12 protein-coding genes are annotated in these 16,710 nt (G+C 72.0%); 2 read left to right on the top strand and 10 right to left on the bottom strand.

Features of this window, described 5'->3' with window-relative positions; genetic code table 11:
• The first annotated feature begins 223 nt into the window (after positions 1-223).
• Positions 224-706, top strand: coding sequence for a cysteine dioxygenase (locus tag H613_RS25215; RefSeq protein ID WP_051393085.1), 483 nt, complete (start codon positions 224-226; stop codon positions 704-706).
• 85 nt (positions 707-791) lie between these two features.
• Here H613_RS25215 and H613_RS25210 read toward each other — a convergent pair whose 3' ends face one another.
• The 9 genes from H613_RS25210 to sepH form a co-directional block, all read right to left on the bottom strand.
• Positions 792-2,243, bottom strand: coding sequence for a bifunctional ADP-dependent NAD(P)H-hydrate dehydratase/NAD(P)H-hydrate epimerase (locus H613_RS25210; RefSeq protein ID WP_051393084.1), 1,452 nt, complete (start codon positions 2,241-2,243; stop codon positions 792-794).
• Between the two features lie 25 nt (positions 2,244-2,268).
• The gene (locus tag H613_RS0107930; RefSeq protein ID WP_026923381.1) at positions 2,269-2,640 is read right to left on the bottom strand and encodes a holo-ACP synthase; all 372 of its coding nucleotides are present in this window, start codon (positions 2,638-2,640) and stop codon (positions 2,269-2,271) included.
• A 146-nt stretch (positions 2,641-2,786) separates the two neighbouring features.
• Positions 2,787-4,379 carry a D-alanyl-D-alanine carboxypeptidase/D-alanyl-D-alanine endopeptidase gene (gene dacB, locus H613_RS0107925; protein ID WP_026923380.1) on the bottom strand — a complete coding sequence of 531 codons (1,593 nt, stop codon included), beginning with the start codon at positions 4,377-4,379 and terminating at the stop codon, positions 2,787-2,789.
• Positions 4,380-4,509: 130 nt separating this feature from the next.
• Positions 4,510-7,746, bottom strand: a complete 3,237-nt coding sequence (locus H613_RS0107920) for a S8 family serine peptidase (protein ID WP_051393083.1) — start codon at positions 7,744-7,746, stop codon at positions 4,510-4,512.
• Positions 7,747-7,894: 148 nt separating this feature from the next.
• Positions 7,895-9,742, bottom strand: a complete 1,848-nt coding sequence (glmS, locus tag H613_RS0107915) for a glutamine--fructose-6-phosphate transaminase (isomerizing) (protein WP_026923378.1) — start codon at positions 9,740-9,742, stop codon at positions 7,895-7,897.
• A gap of 113 nt (positions 9,743-9,855) precedes the next feature.
• On the bottom strand, positions 9,856-11,685 hold the full coding sequence (locus tag H613_RS25205) for an outer membrane protein assembly factor BamB family protein (protein WP_156925894.1): 1,830 nt from the start codon (positions 11,683-11,685) through the stop codon (positions 9,856-9,858).
• A 155-nt stretch (positions 11,686-11,840) separates the two neighbouring features.
• Entirely contained in the window at positions 11,841-12,521 is a 681-nt protein-coding gene (gene thpR, locus H613_RS25200) for an RNA 2',3'-cyclic phosphodiesterase (protein WP_051393082.1), read from the bottom strand.
• Between the two features lie 270 nt (positions 12,522-12,791).
• Positions 12,792-14,057 (bottom strand): MFS transporter, encoded by a 1,266-nt coding sequence (locus H613_RS25195; protein WP_035736751.1) that lies wholly within the window; start codon positions 14,055-14,057, stop codon positions 12,792-12,794.
• 306 nt (positions 14,058-14,363) lie between these two features.
• On the bottom strand, positions 14,364-15,386 hold the full coding sequence (sepH, locus tag H613_RS0107895; RefSeq protein WP_026923377.1) for a septation protein SepH: 1,023 nt from the start codon (positions 15,384-15,386) through the stop codon (positions 14,364-14,366).
• Between the two features lie 170 nt (positions 15,387-15,556).
• Between sepH and H613_RS25190 the strand changes: the two genes are divergently transcribed.
• Positions 15,557-15,904 carry a DUF2530 domain-containing protein gene (locus H613_RS25190; protein ID WP_156925893.1) on the top strand — a complete coding sequence of 116 codons (348 nt, stop codon included), beginning with the start codon at positions 15,557-15,559 and terminating at the stop codon, positions 15,902-15,904.
• Here H613_RS25190 and H613_RS25185 read toward each other — a convergent pair.
• The gene (locus tag H613_RS25185; protein ID WP_084546442.1) at positions 15,874-16,659 is read right to left on the bottom strand and encodes a DUF3027 domain-containing protein; all 786 of its coding nucleotides are present in this window, start codon (positions 16,657-16,659) and stop codon (positions 15,874-15,876) included. The genes H613_RS25190 and H613_RS25185 overlap by 31 nt on opposite strands.
• Positions 16,660-16,710 lie beyond the last annotated feature (51 nt).

Below are 16,710 nucleotides of genomic sequence, written 5' to 3'. Positions count from 1 at the left end.
GCCTAGCGCGTGCGCCAGAGCGCGTGAAGGGGCCGGGAGTGACAAATTCGCAGGGTGACGCCGGTTCCACGCAAGGTGTGCCCTTGCTGTGAATTGGCTGGGAGTTCCGGTACGATGTGCGGCATGGATCTCACGATGTGTCGCTGTCAGCGGTGTTGTCGCACCCGTTGAGCCTTCGGCTCGCCTGCCGCGCACCCGTTCCGACGCATCGAAAGTCTGCTCCATGTCTGATCTGACGCTCGCCGTCCTCGCCGCCGACCGCCTCGAGTCGCTGGCCGCCTTCTATGCGGGGCATCTGGCGCTGCGCCCGCGCTTTTCGAAGGGGAGCCGGTGGGCCCGCCGGGTCCTGTCGGGGCCGGGCCACGAGGCCTGGCTGCTGGGGTGGCTGCCGGGGCAGGGCACCGAGCTGCACGACCACGGCGGTCGGGGCCGCCCCGCCGCCGCGGCGGTCGCGGTCGTCTCGGGCCGGTTGACCGAGTACACGGTGCGGCCGGGGTCGTTTCCGACGCTGGCGCGAGCCGAGCTCGCGCCCGGCGGGGTCGCGACGGTTGACGACCGCACCGTGCACGCCATGCGCAACGACTCGGACGAGGCGGCGGTGAGCCTGCACGTCTACTCGCCGGGCCTGGACGCGATGCGCACCTACCTGTTCGACGAGACGGGCCTGGCGCCGTCGAAGATCAAGCGCGCGGGCGAAGACTGGTAACCCTTATATCTTATAACATATAACCTGCACGCTGTGACGTTATGTCCTATAGGTTATATTCTATAAGTATATTATAGGATATAACCTATACCCTATGGGCTTCGGCTCCTGAGAGGACACTGCCGACCGCGTCGGGCAGGGCCGCGGCGATGTCGGAGGCGGTGATGGTGCGGTGGCCGGTCGACGCGATGCGTGCGGCCCGGCCGTGGAGGAACGCGGCGGCGACCGCGGCGCGCGTCCCGTCCATCCCCGAGGCCAGCAGCGAGACCAGGAACCCGCCGAGGACGTCCCCCGATCCGGCCGTGGCCAGCACGGGGTGCCCGGTCGGGTTCGCGTAGACCGCGCCGTCGCTCGCGGCCACCACCGTGTGGTGTCCCTTGAGGAGCACGGTGCAGTTCAGGCGTTTCGCCAGCGCCGCGGCCGCCGCCGCCCGGTCGTTCCCCGGTGGGGAGCCGTAGAGGCGCTCGAACTCGCGGTCGTGCGGCGTCAGGACCACCGGCGCGGTCCTCCCGGTGAGGACCGACGGGTGCTCGCCGATGAGGGAGAGCCCGTCGGCGTCGATGACGGCGGGGATGGGCCGCGACAAGACGGCCCGCAGCCGGCCGAGCCCGTGCTCGTCGGTGCCGATGCCGGGGCCGACGAGCCAGGCCTGGGTGCGTCCGGCGTCCTCGACCGCGTCGGTGCAGACGACTTCGGCGCGCTTGATGCGCACATAGTCGGCCGCGGCGCCCGCGTAGCGCACGTACCCGGCCGGGCCCGCCAGAGCACCGGAGACGGCGAGCACCGCGGCGCCGGGGTAGCGGTCGGATCCGGCGGCGACGCCGACGACGCCCCTCGTGTACTTGTCGTCGTCGGCCCTCGGCTCGCGCCACCAGTCGGCGATGTCGGCCTCCCGGGCGACCTGGACGAGCGGCTGCGGGTCGAGGTAGGGGGCGAGTCCGATGTCGACGAATTCGAGGCGGCCGGTGCGCAGGGCGGCCTCGCCGAGGACATGGCAGGGTTTGCGGGCGCCGAAGGTGACGGTGACGTCGGCGCGCACGGCCGCGGCCGGGACGGCGCCGGTGTCGACCTCGACACCGGAGGGGACGTCGACGGCGACGGTGCGCTCGGCGCCGATCGATGCGAGGAGGTCGGCGGCGCGGTCGGGGAGCCCGGGGCGGCCGCCGATGCCGAGGATGCCGTCGATGAGGAGGTCGCAGCGCTCGGGCGGCGTGGCGGTGAGGCGCCCGCCCGCGCGGGTGAGCGCGGCCGCGGCCGCGCGGTGGACGCGCGAGCCGATGACGGGCACGGCGTGGACGGCGGCGCCGCGCTCGGCGAGGCGGGCGGCGGCGTAGAGGGCGTCACCGCCGTTGTCGCCGGGACCGGCGAGGACGACGACGGTGGCGCCGTAGACGTGCCCGGGGTGGTGCCGCAGGAGCCGGGCGCAGGTGGCGGCGAGTCCGGCGGCGGCGCGATGCATGAGCGTGCCGGGCGGGAGCTTCGGCATGAGTTCGGCTTCCGCGCGGCGGACCGCCGCCGATGACCAGGCACCGTCCATGGCGCTCACTGCCTTCCGCTGCTCGTCACGCCGTTTCGGCGATCACCACCGCTGTCGCGATACCGCCATCATGCGACAGGGACACATGCCAGCGCGAGACGCCACGCTGCGCCGCGGCCTGGGCCACCGATCCGGTGATGGCCAGGGAGGGACGCCCGTCAGCTTCGGAGAGGATCTCGCAATCGGCCCAGTGCATGCCGCCGGGGGCGCCGAGCGCCTTGGCGACGGCCTCCTTGGCGGCGAAGCGGGCGGCGAGGGATTCGGTGCGGCGGGGCTGTCCGTCGTAGGTGGAGCGTTCGGCCGCGGTGAAGAGCTTGTCGACCACGGTGGGCGTCCGCTCGAGGACGCGCTCGAAGCGTTCCACTGCCACTACGTCTATGCCCACCGCGACGATCACCAGTCAAGAGTGCCACGGGTTCCGCCGCCTCGCCCCCTTTCGGGGCGGTTCACCGCCGAAGGTGGCGGTTCGGGCCGCCTCGGGCGCCCCGGAGACGGCGGGGCCCCGGCCTCGCCCGGCCGGGGCCCCGCCGCGTCATCGCCCGGTCAGCAGACGGCCGGTTCGACCCACGAGCACTCGAGGTCCGCGTTCGCGTCCTCAGCGGGAAGCGCGCGCTCCTCGACTTCGGCGAACGTCGTCATCTCGGCTTCGGTGGCCGCCTCGCTGTAGCCCGCGACGGTGGCCGCGACCTCGTCCTCGACGTCCTTCACCGTCGAGTACAGGTAGTCGTTGATGAGGACGCTGAAGACGAGCTCGCGCCCGTCGGCGTCGGTCACGTAGCCGGACAGGGCCGACACGCTCGTCATCGAACCGGTCTTGCCGTGCACGTTGCCTTCGGCGGGCGTGTCGCACATCCGGCTCTCCAGCGTGCCGCCCACCAGCGCCCCGGGCTCGCAGGCGATCGGCAGCGCCTCGTACCACGTGTCGAACCACGGCGCGTCCTTCGCGCCGACGAGCAGGTCGGTGATCATCGTCGGCGTGACGAGGTTGTGGCGCGAGAGCCCCGAGCCGTCCACCAGGCGGATCGGCCCGGTGTCGACCCCGTACTTCTCGATGCCCTGGTACACCGCGGCCTTGCCGCTCGCGAAGGTGCCCTCGCCGGTCGTCTCGTAGCCGAGCGCCTTGAACAGGGCTTCGGCGTGGGAGCTGTTCGAGCGCTTGAGGAAGTGGACCACGAGCTCGGACAGCGGCATCGAGTGGTGCGCGGCGAGGACCTCGCCGCCCTGCGGCGTGGTCTCGCCGGTGCGGACGTCCCCGGCGAGGGTGATGCCGTGGTCATCGAGCGCGCGGGCGAACACCGAGGCGGCCAGACCGGCCGGGTCGATCACCGCGCGGGTGCCGTAGGTGCCGCCGCTGTCGGCGGCGATGGTGCCGGAGACGACGATCTCGTTGCCGTGCAGGTCCCTGTCGATCGAGACGGACGTGCCGCTGCCCGCCGCCGTGGTGGTGGTGTCGTTGACGATCGTGACGTAGTCGTTGCCGGGGACCATCGTGATCGCGGCCGCGTCGCCTTCGCCCGCACCGGGATCGACGAAGACGCGGACGGTGCCGGCGTTGTAGTCGTCTCCCGAGGCCACGGTCAGCGCCGAGACTTCGGCGGCGTACAGGTACTGGAGGTCGCTCCAACCCCATTCGGTGCCGAGGCGCACGTCGTCGAAGGCGGTGTCGTCGCCGACGAGGTCGCCGTCGATGGTGGACACTCCGGCGTCGGCCAGTTCGGCGGCGAGCGCGTCGTAGTCCGCTTCGAGCATGGTCGGGTCGCCGGTGCCGCGCAGGTAGAGGTCGCCGTCGATGACGCCGTCCTCGGGCCGGGTGGTGCCGATGGCCTCGGTGGTGAACGTGTAGTCCTCGCCGAGGACCTCCAGGGCCGCGGCGGAGGTGGCGAGCTTGGTGTTGGAGGCGGGGACGGCGCGCTGGTCGCCGTTGCGTTCATAGAGGACCTCGCCGGTGTTCGCGTCGGCGACGACGACGCCGGCCTGGGAGTCGGTGAGCCGGGGGTCGGCGAGGATCGCGTCGATGGCGTCGGCCAGGGCCTCGTCGCCGGTTTCCTCTGCCTGCGCGGCAACGGTTCCGGCGATGCCGAGGGCGAGGGCGGCACCGGCGGCGGCCACGCTGGTGAAGAGCGTTCTCTTTCGCATGGGTTGGAGTCTATATGCCCGGTTTGGATTCCGCTTGCCGTGAACCGCGCATGCCGTTGCGCGGCATGCGCTGCCGGGTGCACCGGTTCGTGCCGCCGGGCGCGGCGCTCGGCCGCGCCCGGCGCTGCGCCTACCGGTAACCGTAGGCGCGGATGACCTCCTGGGTCACGGTGTTGCCTTCGCCGTCGTCGGCGGTGGCGCGCAGCGAGACGTAGCCCGAGCCCCACGGATTGCCGATCCAGCCGGTGCCGCCCCAGACCGGCGCCTCGTGCCAGGTCTGCCCGTCGTCGACGGAGTACTCGAGCGTCACCTCCGCGTCGTCGAGCGGGCCGTCCTGGGTCTGCACCGCCATCGGGACCCTCGTCCACCGCGACAAGGCGCGGTTCTCCGCGTCGAGCCCGCAGGGCGCGAGCCCGACGACCATGAGCGGCAGCGCCGTGTAGTCGTCGGTGTGCGCCGAGGAGAACTCCCAGGTAGCCGTGACCCGGGTGGCGAGTTCGGCGTGGCCGGTGCGGTCGGCCTCGGCCACGAGCCGGTACTCGCCGTTCTCGGCGGGCACGTCGAAGTACCCCTCGCCCGCCGTGTCGTACTCCCCGACGAGATCGTCGCCGGAGTACAGCGCGGTCCGGGCCCACTCGACCGAGGAGCGCCCGACCGTGTCGGGGTCGGGGCCGCCGAACATCGGCACCCCCACACCGATCTGGTCGCCCATGCGCTCGGCGAAGCCGGTGCGGTAGTCGCCCGGCAGGCCGGGCCCGAACACGGCCTGGTTCCAGACCTCCTCGTAGGTCTCCCCGGCTTCCACTCGGCGCAGTACGCCCTTCTGCTCGAAGAGGTTGAACTCGCCGTCCTCGTCTCCGATGGTGTACTCCGTGTAGGACGGCTCCCACTGCCCGCCGGGGACCTCACTGACGAACTCGGTGCGCTCGAACGGCGCGACCAGCGGCAGCTGGGATCCGATGCCCCAGCCGCTCGCCAGCACCAGCCACCAGCTCTTCCTGGCGTCGGTGCCCCCGTTGGCGAGCCGGTACTCGGCCTCGACGCTCGCGAAGTCCTCGTCGCTCATGAGGCGGTCGACGCCGTCGGGCACCTGCCCGTATTCGAGGAGGACCGGGTGGTAGGCCACCGGGCTGGAGGTGAAGTCACCGGACTCGTCGGGGATCCCCCAGGCCCCGTAGACCATGCTCTCCAGTTCCTCGTCGGCGACGGGTTCACCCAGGGCGCCGAGGTAGAAGTCGTCGAACTCGGTCAGCTGGACGCCGCCGAGGATCTCCTCGCCGTCCCATCGGCGGATGTACTCCTCGTACACGGCGGAGGAGGCGACCGCCTCGTCCTCGAAGCGGATGTCGACCGGCTCGGCGTCGCCCGCGTCCAGGGTGAGCGTCCGGTCCGCCTCGACGGTCAGCTCGGGCTGGACCAGGTGCGCCCATTCGGTGCCGCCGGAGCATTCGAGGACCGCGTCGACGTGGTAGGTGCCCGGCGGGACGCGGACCGTCGTGCCCTCGCCGCCGACCTGGAGGTGCCGGACCTCGCCGGTCTCGAGCGACAGCAGCGCGACCACGCCGGAGTCGACCGGGCCGCCGGAGCGGTCGAGCGCGGTGAGCGTGAGGTCGTAGTGCTCGCTCTCCTTGCCGACCGCGACGGGGGTGGAGACGGCCGCGGCGGCGCCGGTGGCGGTCAGGTAGGCGCTGAAGCGGCCGTCCGGGGACGCCACCGTGGTGTCGATGGTGACCTGGACGTCGCTGCTGCCGCCGGCGGGCACGGTCACCGTCGTCCGGTCCAGTGTGAACATGCCCTCGGGGGCGTCGCCGGTGAAGGCGAGGTCGAGGACGGCCTCGGCGTCGCCGGTGTTGCGGTAGGTCACCGTCTCGGTGACCGGGGCGTCGTCGCCGTGCGGCCACTCGGCCAGGCCGCCCGACACGCTCGCCGGGGTGGCGTAGACCTGCTGGTCCACGGCCCGGTCGGCGCTCACGCGACCGGCGCCCTGCTCGAACGCGCCGAGTGCCTCGTTCGGTACGGCCGAGCCCAGGAGGACGGCCTTGAGCTGCGCTCCGGTCCAGTCGGGGTGGGCCTGCGCCAGCAGCGCGGCCGCCCCGGCCACGTGCGGCGCGGCCATCGACGTGCCCGAGGCGGTGGTGTAGTCCTCGCCGACCGGCTCGCCCAGCCAGGTGTCGGTGGCGCGGGCGGCGGTGATGTCGACGCCGGGCGCGGTCAGGTCCGGCTTGACGGCCGAGTAGTCGACCGATCCGGCGTTGGAGAAGTCGGCCAGTGCGTCCTGCCCGTCGACGGCGCCGACGCTCAGGGCCGCATCGGCGCTGCCCGGTGAGGAGACCGGGGTGCCGTTGCCGCTGTTGCCCGCCGAGGTGACGAACAGGGTGCCGTACTGGGCGCTGAGGTCGTCGACGGCCTGCTCGAGCGGGTCGGTCCCGGGCATGTCGGGGCCGCCGACGCTCAAGTTGACGACCGCGGCGCCGCTCTCGGCCGCCCACTGCATCCCGGCCAGGATCGCCGACTCGCTGCATTCGTCGTCGGCGCAGACCTTGCCGATGAGCAGGTCCGCGTCCGGGGCGACGCCGGTGTGGTCGCCGGTGCCGGCGATGATGGAGGCGACGTGCGTGCCGTGGCCGACGCGGTCGACCACGTCGCCGGTGCCGCTGAAGTCCTGCGTTCCGGCGAGGTGGCCGGCCAGGGCGGGGTGGTCGGCGTCGACGCCCGAGTCGAGGACCGCGACGGTGACGCCCTCGCCGGTGTATCCGGCCTCCCAGGCGGCGGGGGCGCCGATCTGCGGGACGCTCTCGTCGAGCTGGAGTTCGCGCGTGCCGTCGAGCCAGACGCCGGTCACCGCCGAGTCGAGGGTGCGGACCTCGGCGCCGTCGGTGAGGTCCTCCCAGGTCTGCTCGATCTCGGGTTTGGGCACCTCGGTGGCGGTGAAGCCGGTGCCGGTCCCGGTGAGGATCAGCGGCACGGTGCCGGTCGCCTCGTCGGTGTGGCCGTCCTCGGCCAGGCCGGCGACGTCGAACAGCCGGCGGTCCAGCTTCCCGGTGTCGATCAGGTGCTGGGCGTCGCTGGGCACGACGTACACGTGCCCGTCGTAGGCGAAGTGGCGGAAGACGATGCCCTCGCGGCCCTCGGCGGGCTCGACCTGCGGGGACCGGCTCGGGTCGGCCGGGTCGAACCGGACGCGGTCGCCGGTGATGAGGGTGATCGTCTCGGTCTCGGAGGCCGCGGCGGTCTCGGGGAAGGCGGCCGGTTCGGCCGCCGCGGGAGCGGCCGGGAGGCCGGGGATCGCGACGCCGACGGCCAGCGCGAACGCCGCCGCCAGTGGGGGTGCGAGTCTCGGGCGCTGCCGAGGTCTCGGGGTGGACATGGGTGCTCCAATCGGTCAGGCGATGGACGGCACCCTGAGATGAGGGTGCCGACCCATGTACTGACTCGGCACCCCGCTTCGTTGCCCGCGCGCGGGAACGGCGTCGGGTTATTCCACAGTGCTATTTCACAAGTGCTATTCCGCCGTGCTATTCGACCGTGACCGACTTGGCGAGGTTCCGGGGCTGGTCGATGTCCTTACCCAGCGCGGTGGCCAGTTCGGCGGCGAACTCCTGGAGCGGGACGGCGGTCAGCAGCGGCGCCAGCAGCGTCGGCGAGGCGGGCGTGGCGATGACGTGGTCGGCGTGGACGCCGGTGATGTCGTCGCCGTCCTCGCACACGGCGATGACCTTCGCGCCGCGGGCCTTGACCTCCTGGATGTTGGAGACGATCTTGTCGTGCAGCAGGGACCGGCCCCGGGGGCTCGGCACGATCGCGATGACGGGCGTGCCGTCGTCGATCAGGGAGATCGGGCCGTGCTTGAGCTCGCCCGCGGCGAAGCCCTCGGCGTGGATGTAGGCGAGCTCCTTGAGCTTCAGGGCGCCTTCGAGCGCGACGGGGTAGCCGACGTGGCGGCCGATGAACAGGACGCGGCCGAACGCGGCCGATTCGCGCGCGAGCTCGCGCACCGGCTCCATGTCCTTGAGGAGGGTGGCGATCTTGTCGGGGGTGGCCACGAGCTCGTCGAGGACGGCCTTCACCTCGTCGGCGTACATGATGCCCCTGGTCTGGGCGAGGTGGAGCCCGACGAGGTAGCAGGCGGCGAGCTGGGTGAGGAAGGCCTTGGTGGAGGCGACGGCGACCTCGATGCCCGCGCGGGTGTACAGGACCGCGTCGGACTCGCGCGGGATGGTGGAGCCGACGGTGTTGGAGATGGACAGGACGCGGGCCTTCTGGTCCTTGGCGTGGCGCACGGCCATGAGCGTGTCCATGGTCTCCCCGGACTGGGAGATGGAGATGACGAGCGTGGAGCGGTCCAGGACGGGGTCCCGGTAGCGGAACTCCGAAGAGAGCTCGACCTCGCAGGGGATGCGGGTCCAGTGCTCGATGGCGTACTTGGTGACCAGTCCGGCGTGGTAGGAGGTGCCGCAGGCGATGATGAAGACCTTGTCGATGTCGCGGAAGTCCTGGTCGGACATGCGGACCTCGTCGAGGACGATCTGCCCGGACTCGTCGATGCGCCCGCGCAGGGTGTCGGCGACGGCGGTGGGCTGCTCGTTGATCTCCTTGCGCATGAACGTGTCGTAGCCGCCCTTCTCGGCGGCGGTGATGTCCCAGTCGACCTTGTAGGGCCTGCCCTCCGACGGGTCGCCGCCGAAGTCGCGGATGGCGATGCCGCCGCGGCCGATGGTGACGATCTGGTCCTGGCCGAGCTCGATCGCGTCGGTGGTGTAGGCGATGAACGCGGCCACGTCCGAGGCGAGGAAGTACTCGCCCTCGCCCACGCCGACGACGAGCGGCGAGTTGCGGCGGGCGCCCACGACGGTGTCGGGGTCGTCGGCGGCGACGGCCAGGAGCGTGAAGGCGCCTTCGAGGCGGGCGCACGCGCGCGTCATGGCCTCGGTCAGGTCGCCGTCGAGCGCGTACTCGCGGCCCAGGAGCTGGGCGGCGACCTCGGTGTCGGTCTCGGAGGCGAACTGGACGCCGTCGGCCTCGAGTTCGCCCCGCAGCTGCCCGAAGTTCTCGATGATGCCGTTGTGGATGAGCGCGATGCGCCCGTCGGCGGACGGGTGCGGGTGGGCGTTGCGGTCGGAGGGGACGCCGTGCGTCGCCCACCGGGTGTGCCCGATGCCGCACGTCGACTCGGGCAGCACGGCGTCGCCGAGGGCCGATTCGAGGTTGGCGAGCTTGCCGGCCTTCTTGGCCAGGCCGAGCGCCCCGCCTGCGACGAGCGCGACGCCCGCCGAGTCGTAGCCCCGGTATTCGAGCCGGCGCAGCCCGTCGAGCACGACCTCGACGGCTTGCCGCTGGCCTACGTATCCCACGATTCCACACATGCGAAGAACCCTACAACAGTTTCGCGCACGACTGATGCGCGGATGGGCAGTCATTGATCACACCGGTTGATCATTTCGGTGGCTCGCGCCACGCCCGGCGCTCCGGGCACCCCCTAGGAGATCAGGGCGATGCCCCTGGTCTCCTCGCCGTTCACGTAGCTGATCGCCACACCGCCGGCCACCGTCGTCAGCTGCGCGTCGTGGCACCACGCCTCGGGCAGCCCCTCGTCGGCGGCCTTCAGCTGCGTGACCTCGCCGCGGTCGACCTGGTAGAGCCGGCAGTCCGGCTTCGTCGGATCCAGCGACAGGTCGGTGGCCAGCAGCGTCCGGTTGTCCGGCAGCACCGTCGCCCAGCCGCGCGCCACCTCCGGGTCCAGCGGCGTGTAGCCGAGCTCCACCTGCTGGCGGTAGAGCAGCGCGCCGCTGTCCAGGTCGTAGGCCATGACACCGAGCCACGAGCCCTCCCGGTCGGGCGCCGAGTAGCACTCGACGAGCTGGACGGTGCGCCGGTCGGCGTGGGCGAGCGAGGCCTTCGACGAGGAGTCGGCGCCGCCGCTCTCGCCGGTGGCCTCGGCCAGCGCGGTCGGGTAGGACAGGTGCAGCGTCCCGCCGCACGCCGAGGAGTGCGTGGGGCCGAACTTCTGTTCTTCGGTGCGCCACAGCGGCGACCCGTCGTCGGCGCTGAACGCGAGCAGTTTGTGCTCGAAGCTCCGGGCCGAGAACGGCCCGTCGGAGACGTTCAGCTCGACGCGGCTGTCGATGACCACCGCGTCCTCGGTGACCAGGAAGCTGTCGGGGACGACCTCGGCGTCGCGGTCGATGAGGTGGTCCCATGCCAATTCGCCGCTGTCGATGTCGAACGCGAGCATGTGGTCGCGGGCGACCATCCGGTTCGGCGCGGGCACGCAGTCGGCGAGCATCACCAGCCGCTCGGCGGTGATCTGCGCGGCGGTGCCCTCGCAGCCGTCGGGCAGCTGCTTTCGCCAGCGCAGGTCGCCCGAGAAGTCGTAGGCGGCGAACGCGGAGGAGTGCACGCCGGTGTAGACGAGCCGGTCGTCCGCGATGGCCAGGAGCAGGCCGGGCGTGCCGTCGAAGCCGACCGTGTCGACCTCTTCGCCGGTCTTGGTGCGCAGCACGCGCGTCTGGTAGTCGTCGTCGTTGTCCGCGCGCGGGCCGGTCAGCGCCACGAGCTCCTCGGCGTGCGAGAGCACCGGTTCCTGGGCGGCGAGCCAGTTCCAGCGGCGGTGGTACCACACGGGGGCGCCGGTGGCCGGGTCGAGCAGCGTGACCGCCTGCGGCGCGGGCTCGCCCGGGTGGTCGAGGCGCAGCATCCCGTACGGGGTCTCGACGAACCGCTCGACGCCGGCCAGCTCGGTCAGGGCGTCGAAGGCGGGCTCGGCGCCGGCCTCGCTCGCGTCCCCGACGCGGGCGTCCTGGTTCGCCAGGTCGGTCCACAGCTGCATCGCCGGGGCCAGCGCGAGGGCGGACAGGGCGACGACGGCGACGGCGAAGATCGCGACCTTGCGGCGCAGGACCCGGGGGACGATGACGCGCCCCCCGGCGTAGCCCTCGACGACGAACTCGGCGAGGGCGAGCAGGCCGCCGCCGACGACGCCGAAGCCGTAGGCGAGGGCGGCGATGCCCGCGCGCTGGGTGATGAACGCGTCGGGGCCGGCCTCGGGCATCGAGGAGTACACCGTCCATCCCGCGGCGGCGGCGAGCACGGCCGTGGCCAGGCCGGTGATGATCAGGCGCAGCCCCGTGCGGGTGAGGGCGGTGATGACGACGAACGCCACGAGCAGGACCGAGACGACGGTCCCCAGGATCATGTACATGCCGGAGGAGCCGGTGCTGGCGCCGGTGCCGAAGGCGGCCCACACGAGCAGCAGCGCCCAGGCGATGATCGCGGCCAGACCGGCGGTGTGCAGGAAGATGCGGGCCACCGGCCGCCCCATGCCGGGGCCGAGGCGGCGCGCTCGGGGTTCGTCAGAACGGTGCCGACCAGGGGCAGAGGAGCTCGCGGACATGCACTCTTTTTACCGGTCGGACGGCACTGGCGACCGGTTTTCGCGCAGATCGCGCGCGCGGGTTCGGTCCTTTATGCCGCGCCGAGCGGCATCGTCGCCACAGCGGTGTAATTCGGCTGCTCGTGACCGGACTTCGTGCCGTAGTCCGATTTGTACAGTACGACCTGTCGGGCGGTCCAGCTCGGCCCGTAGTAGCGGCGCAGCGTCAGCAGGTCTTGGGCCGCTTGCTGGTTGGTGACGCGGTCGCCGGGGCGGGCGAGGGTGACGTGCGGGCGGTACTGCTTCTGGTCGACCGGGAGGTCGGCGGCCGTGAGGCCGGCCCTGATGCGGTGGACCAGCTGGACGAGGGCGGCGACGTCGCCGTCGAGCCCGGCGTAGACGACCGAGTAGCGGCCGCGGCCGAACCGGCCGCCGCCCGAGACGCACAGCCGCAGCGGGTCGAAGGTGCCGCAGGCGGCGGCGAGGACGTCGGCGGCCTCGCCGAACCGGTCCTCGGCGACGTCGCCGAGGTAGGCGACGGTCAGGTGCCAGTTCTCGGAGCGGACGAGGCGGTTGCCCTGGGCGGGGCGGCGGCCGCCCTGGCCGGGGCGTCCGGCGCGTCCGGCCGAGGCGCCCGGGCGACGGGCGATGTTGAGATCGGACACCACTTCGGCGAGGTCGGACACGGCGTTGTCCGGGAGCGGCAGCGCGGCGAAGAGGCGCTGCGTCCGCGTCTCGGTCTCGGCGACTGCGGCGGCGACGGTGGCACTCACTGGATTCCCTCCAGAGGCTCGCTAGGGGTATTGAGGCGCGCCGTGGTCGATGGGTGTGTCGAGGCGGCGCGGCGGGGTTGTCGCGATGTGACTAATCCTCGCAGCAACGCCGACTGTTAATTCAGTGAAATCCCACCAGACGGGACGGTAATTTCCGGGAAGTAACGCCTCGGCACACGCGGCACACGCGAGCGGGCCGGTCCGCGGCCCCCGTGGCGGGGGCGCGGACCGGCCCGGTGAAGGAGCGGATCGCGCGGGCGGGGCCCGGCGTCAGGGCATCGCCTTGTTCGGGACGGCGGCCAGCTGGCGGCGCAGCCGCAGGTGCTTGGCGGCGTAGGCGAAGCCGACGGCCACGGCCGACACGCCGCCGCCGAGCCACAGGCCCGCCTGGGCGCCGGCGACCTCGCACACCCAGCCGACCACCGGCGCGAACACGGCCGTCGAGCCGAGGAACACCAGCAGGTACAGGCTCAGCACGCGTCCGCGGAAGTCGCCGCGCACGCCCATCTGGACGCGCTGGTTGGCGGCCTGTGCGAAGTAGACCATCGCGAAGCCGGTCGGGACGAGCAGGACCATCGCCGAGGCGAGGTTGGGGCCGAAGCCGACCGCGGCGGTGCACACGCCGAGGGCCAGGCCCGAGGCGAGGACGGTGTAGACGCCGGGGCGGCCGCGCCTGCGTCCCGAGACGAGCGCGCCGACCAGGGCGCCGATGGCCAGGGACGTCAGCAGCAGACCGAAGGTGTCGGCGCCGGTGTCGAACTCGGTCTTGGCGAGCATCGACAGCGTCACCGGGAAGTTGAAGGCGAAGCCCGAGACGAACAGGGCGACGACCAGGACGCCGAGCAGGTCGGGGCGGGCGGCGACGAAGCGGAGGGCCTCGCGGATGCCGCCGCTCGTGCCCGCCGCGCGGACGACCGGGTTCGACAGGCGGCGGCGCAGCAGGATGGCGCAGGCGAGGGCCGGGCCGAGGAACAGGGCGGCGTTGACGGCGAGGACGATGCCGGTCGAGGTGCCGGCGATGAGGAGCCCGGCGATCGCCGGTCCGGCGATGCGGCTGGTGTTGAAGATGGCCGAGCCGAGGGCGATGGCGTTGGGCAGTGCGTCGCCCTCGACGAGCTCGGAGTAGAAGGCCTGGCGGGCGGGGCCCTCGACGACGGAGACGCAGCCGAAGGCGAACACGGCGAGGTAGACCATCCATATCTCGGCCGCGCCGGAGAGCACGACCGCGGCGAGCGCGGTGGCCACGAGCGTGTTGCCCACCGAGCACAGCAGGAGGGTGACGCGCTTGTCGAAGGCGTCGGCGATCTTGCCGCCCTGGAGGCTGAAGAGGAGGTAGGGCCCGAACTGGAGGGCGAGCGAGAGCCCGAGGGCGGTGCCGGAGTCGCCGGTGAGCTGGAGGACGAGCCAGTTGATGGCGGTGGTCTGGAGCCAGAATCCCAGGGTGCCCGTCAGCTGGCCGGTCGCGAACACGCGATAGGCGGGGAAGGCGAGTGCGCGGAACGTCTCATGGAGCTGGCGAGTGATTACTGGGGACATAACAGTCCCTGATTCTATCTACTTACCGGCCGGCTAGCCAGTAAATATGACGAAGCCCTCCTCGCCACGAGGAACGGCCGGACCTCGAAGGAGGCGCCCGGCCGTCCACGGTGCGCGGACTTCGCCGCCGCACGCCATCGGACGCGGAGGCGAATCATCACGCTCTGTCACAGTCTCGACATAGGTTTGAACAGGGGGGACCTCCTAGGGCCACATATCCGGAATATCCCGCGATATCGTCCCAAATGACCCACTGGGCGTTTTTTCAGCCGGATTTTGCGTTACTGTTCCGGCTCCGCCGCCGAGCTACTTTTTTCCGGCTCCGCCGAAGAGCACATCGTCCCAGCCCGGGAGCTGGTTGCGCGGCTTCGAGCCGGCCGCGGCCAGCGGCGGCGACTGCATGTCGTCCTCGGCCACCGAGCGCTTGGTCGGGCGCAGCACCGCCAGCGACGGCACCTCCGGCGTCTCGCGCTGCTCCGGCGCGGTCGTGCCCGGCAGGCCCAGGTTCGCGGCGTGCGGCTTGCCACGCCCGGCCGGCTCATCGAGCGGGCGCTCAAGGACCTCGCGGAGCCGATCGCGGCGCAGCGGATCGGGCCGCGTCGCGTCGTCGTCGCTCAGGCCGTGCATCGGGTCGCGCGAGGGCCGCGCCGGCTCACCGGGCCTGATGCCCAGGTCAGAGGGCGCGTCCAACGGGTCCGACACCTGCTTGGGCGCCGGCGTCGAGAGGAACTGCGCCATCTCGTCGTCGGGCGTCACGGTCTGGCGGGCCCGGTCGAGCTTCCAGCGCGCCCGCGCCGTCGTCTTGCCAGACGACCACGAGGCCTGGACCATCCACGAGCCGTCCTCGGTCCGCCACGCGTCCCACGAGACCGCCTCGGGATCGACGCCGTGCGCGCCGAGCTTCACGTCGACCACGTTGGACATGCGCTCGCCGCGTTCCGAAGTGGCCAGACGCGCCCGGCGGGCCGCCTGCGCGAGCATCGCCCGCTCCTGGAGGACCGGGCCGGCGTAGCGCAGCACCCGGTCGACGGCGACCTGCGCGGAAGCGGCGATGTCCTCGGCGCTCTCACCGGCGCGGATGCGGGTCTGGATGTCGCGCGGCGACAGGTTGACGTGCGTGGCGCCGCGCGGCGGCGCGGGACGGGTGCTCGGCTGGCCCGGCGTCGAGGAACCGTCGCCCTTGGCCTTCAGCGACTTCCCGCCGTCGGGCACGTCGACGGCCGCCGAGACCCGCTCGTCGAGCGGCAGCGCCAGCAGGCGCCCCAGCTCGTCGGCGAGCACCAGCGCATGACCGTCCTCAGAGAGGGCTACGAACCGTACCGGCCTCATGCCTTCCACCCCTCGTGTTCTTCGTCAGCGCCGCATTGCCAGCTCATCCGAGCGTACGCCCAACCCTACCGGCGAACCACAACCACCGGGGGACGATATTCGCACCCGCGGCACTTTCGAGTCGGCGTTACGGATTGTCGCGGAGCCTGTCGCAGAGTACATTGGCGGACGTGTCGCCCGATGGAACTTCCCAGTCTTCGCCAGTCCCCTCGTCGACACCCCGTGACGCGTTCAAGCGGGTCAAGCGCTCGCCGGAGCTGCCCGCGCCCGACGCAGTGCAACTGCGCATGACGCCGATCGCCGTCGCCGGGACACTATTGTGGACTATCGCGTGGATCGTCGCCCAATTGTTCCGGGACGAGTTGGCCGATTCGGGGCGCGAATGGTGGGTGTCGTGCGCACTGTGCGGCGTCGTGCTCGGCATCCTCGGCACGGGCGTCATGGTGGTCATGGACCGCCGCCATTTCTCATCGCGGCGCGGGGAGGATCAGAGCTCCTCGGAGCCCTCGTCGTCGTAGATCGTCTCGGACTGCACTACGCCTTGGGGCGTGGTGTCGACGAACCGGCTGATCTCTGAGTGCGCGCCGCAGCCGTGGTCGGCGGCGACGACCTTGCCGTCCTCCGAGGAGTACAGGTTCGCGCAGGCACCGAAGGCCGCCCGCATCGATCCGGCCAGCTGCAGGTAGAACCCGCAGGTGCCGCAGCGGGCGGGCGCGGGTGCGGCCTCGCTGATGGGGGCGTTCGGGCCGTGGTCGCCGTCGTACCAGCGCTGCGCGGCCTCGCCGCGGCCCTCGCGGTTCATCACGCGCTCGCGTCCGAGGCCCAGCTCGAAGGCGATGTCCTCGACGCCGTCGTCCTCGGAGTAGACGTAGGCGGGCATGAGGCGGTCGTCGTCCTCGGGGGTCGGCAGGACCTCGCCGGTGCCGACCTCGCCGGCCTCCAGCCGGTCGGCCCACGGCACCCACTCGGGGGAGCGGAGCGCGTCGGGTCCGGGCAGCAGCGCGGTCTCGGAGACCGTGGCGGCCCTGGCGCGGGGCGCTCTGGTGATCACGACGGCCCAGCGCCAGCCGCGGTAGCCCGACAGTGTGCAGTCGAAGTAGTGGGTGACGACCCGCTCGGCCTCGGCTTCGACGCTCAGGTGCTCGCCGACGCCGTCGCCGGCCTCTTCGGCGGCTTCCCTGGCAAGCTCGACGGCGTCCGCGCACACGCGATCGAGGCGCGGCTTGCGGGTTCGGGTCTTCGCAGCGGCGGTGGCGGTTGAGCTCTCAGGCACGCCTTCAAGGATAGGTCAAGCCTGAGGCCGCCGTGCCGGACGGGGCTCGCA

Source organism: Glycomyces arizonensis DSM 44726, assembly GCF_000482705.1.
Taxonomy (GTDB): Bacteria; Actinomycetota; Actinomycetes; order Mycobacteriales; family Micromonosporaceae; genus Glycomyces; species Glycomyces arizonensis.
Note: the sequence above shows the minus strand (reverse complement) of the source record. Positions and strands in the feature narration are given on the sequence as shown.

Coding starts and splice junctions, on each gene's coding strand:
- H613_RS25215 (WP_051393085.1), top strand. CDS start 224: ATGTCTGATCTGACGCTCGCCGTCCTCGCCGCCGACCGCCTCGAGTCG.
- glmS (WP_026923378.1), bottom strand. CDS start 9,742: ATGTGTGGAATCGTGGGATACGTAGGCCAGCGGCAAGCCGTCGAGGTC.
- H613_RS0107920 (WP_051393083.1), bottom strand. CDS start 7,746: ATGTCCACCCCGAGACCTCGGCAGCGCCCGAGACTCGCACCCCCACTG.
- H613_RS25195 (WP_035736751.1), bottom strand. CDS start 14,057: ATGTCCCCAGTAATCACTCGCCAGCTCCATGAGACGTTCCGCGCACTC.
- H613_RS25210 (WP_051393084.1), bottom strand. CDS start 2,243: ATGGACGGTGCCTGGTCATCGGCGGCGGTCCGCCGCGCGGAAGCCGAA.
- dacB (WP_026923380.1), bottom strand. CDS start 4,379: ATGCGAAAGAGAACGCTCTTCACCAGCGTGGCCGCCGCCGGTGCCGCC.
- sepH (WP_026923377.1), bottom strand. CDS start 15,386: ATGAGGCCGGTACGGTTCGTAGCCCTCTCTGAGGACGGTCATGCGCTG.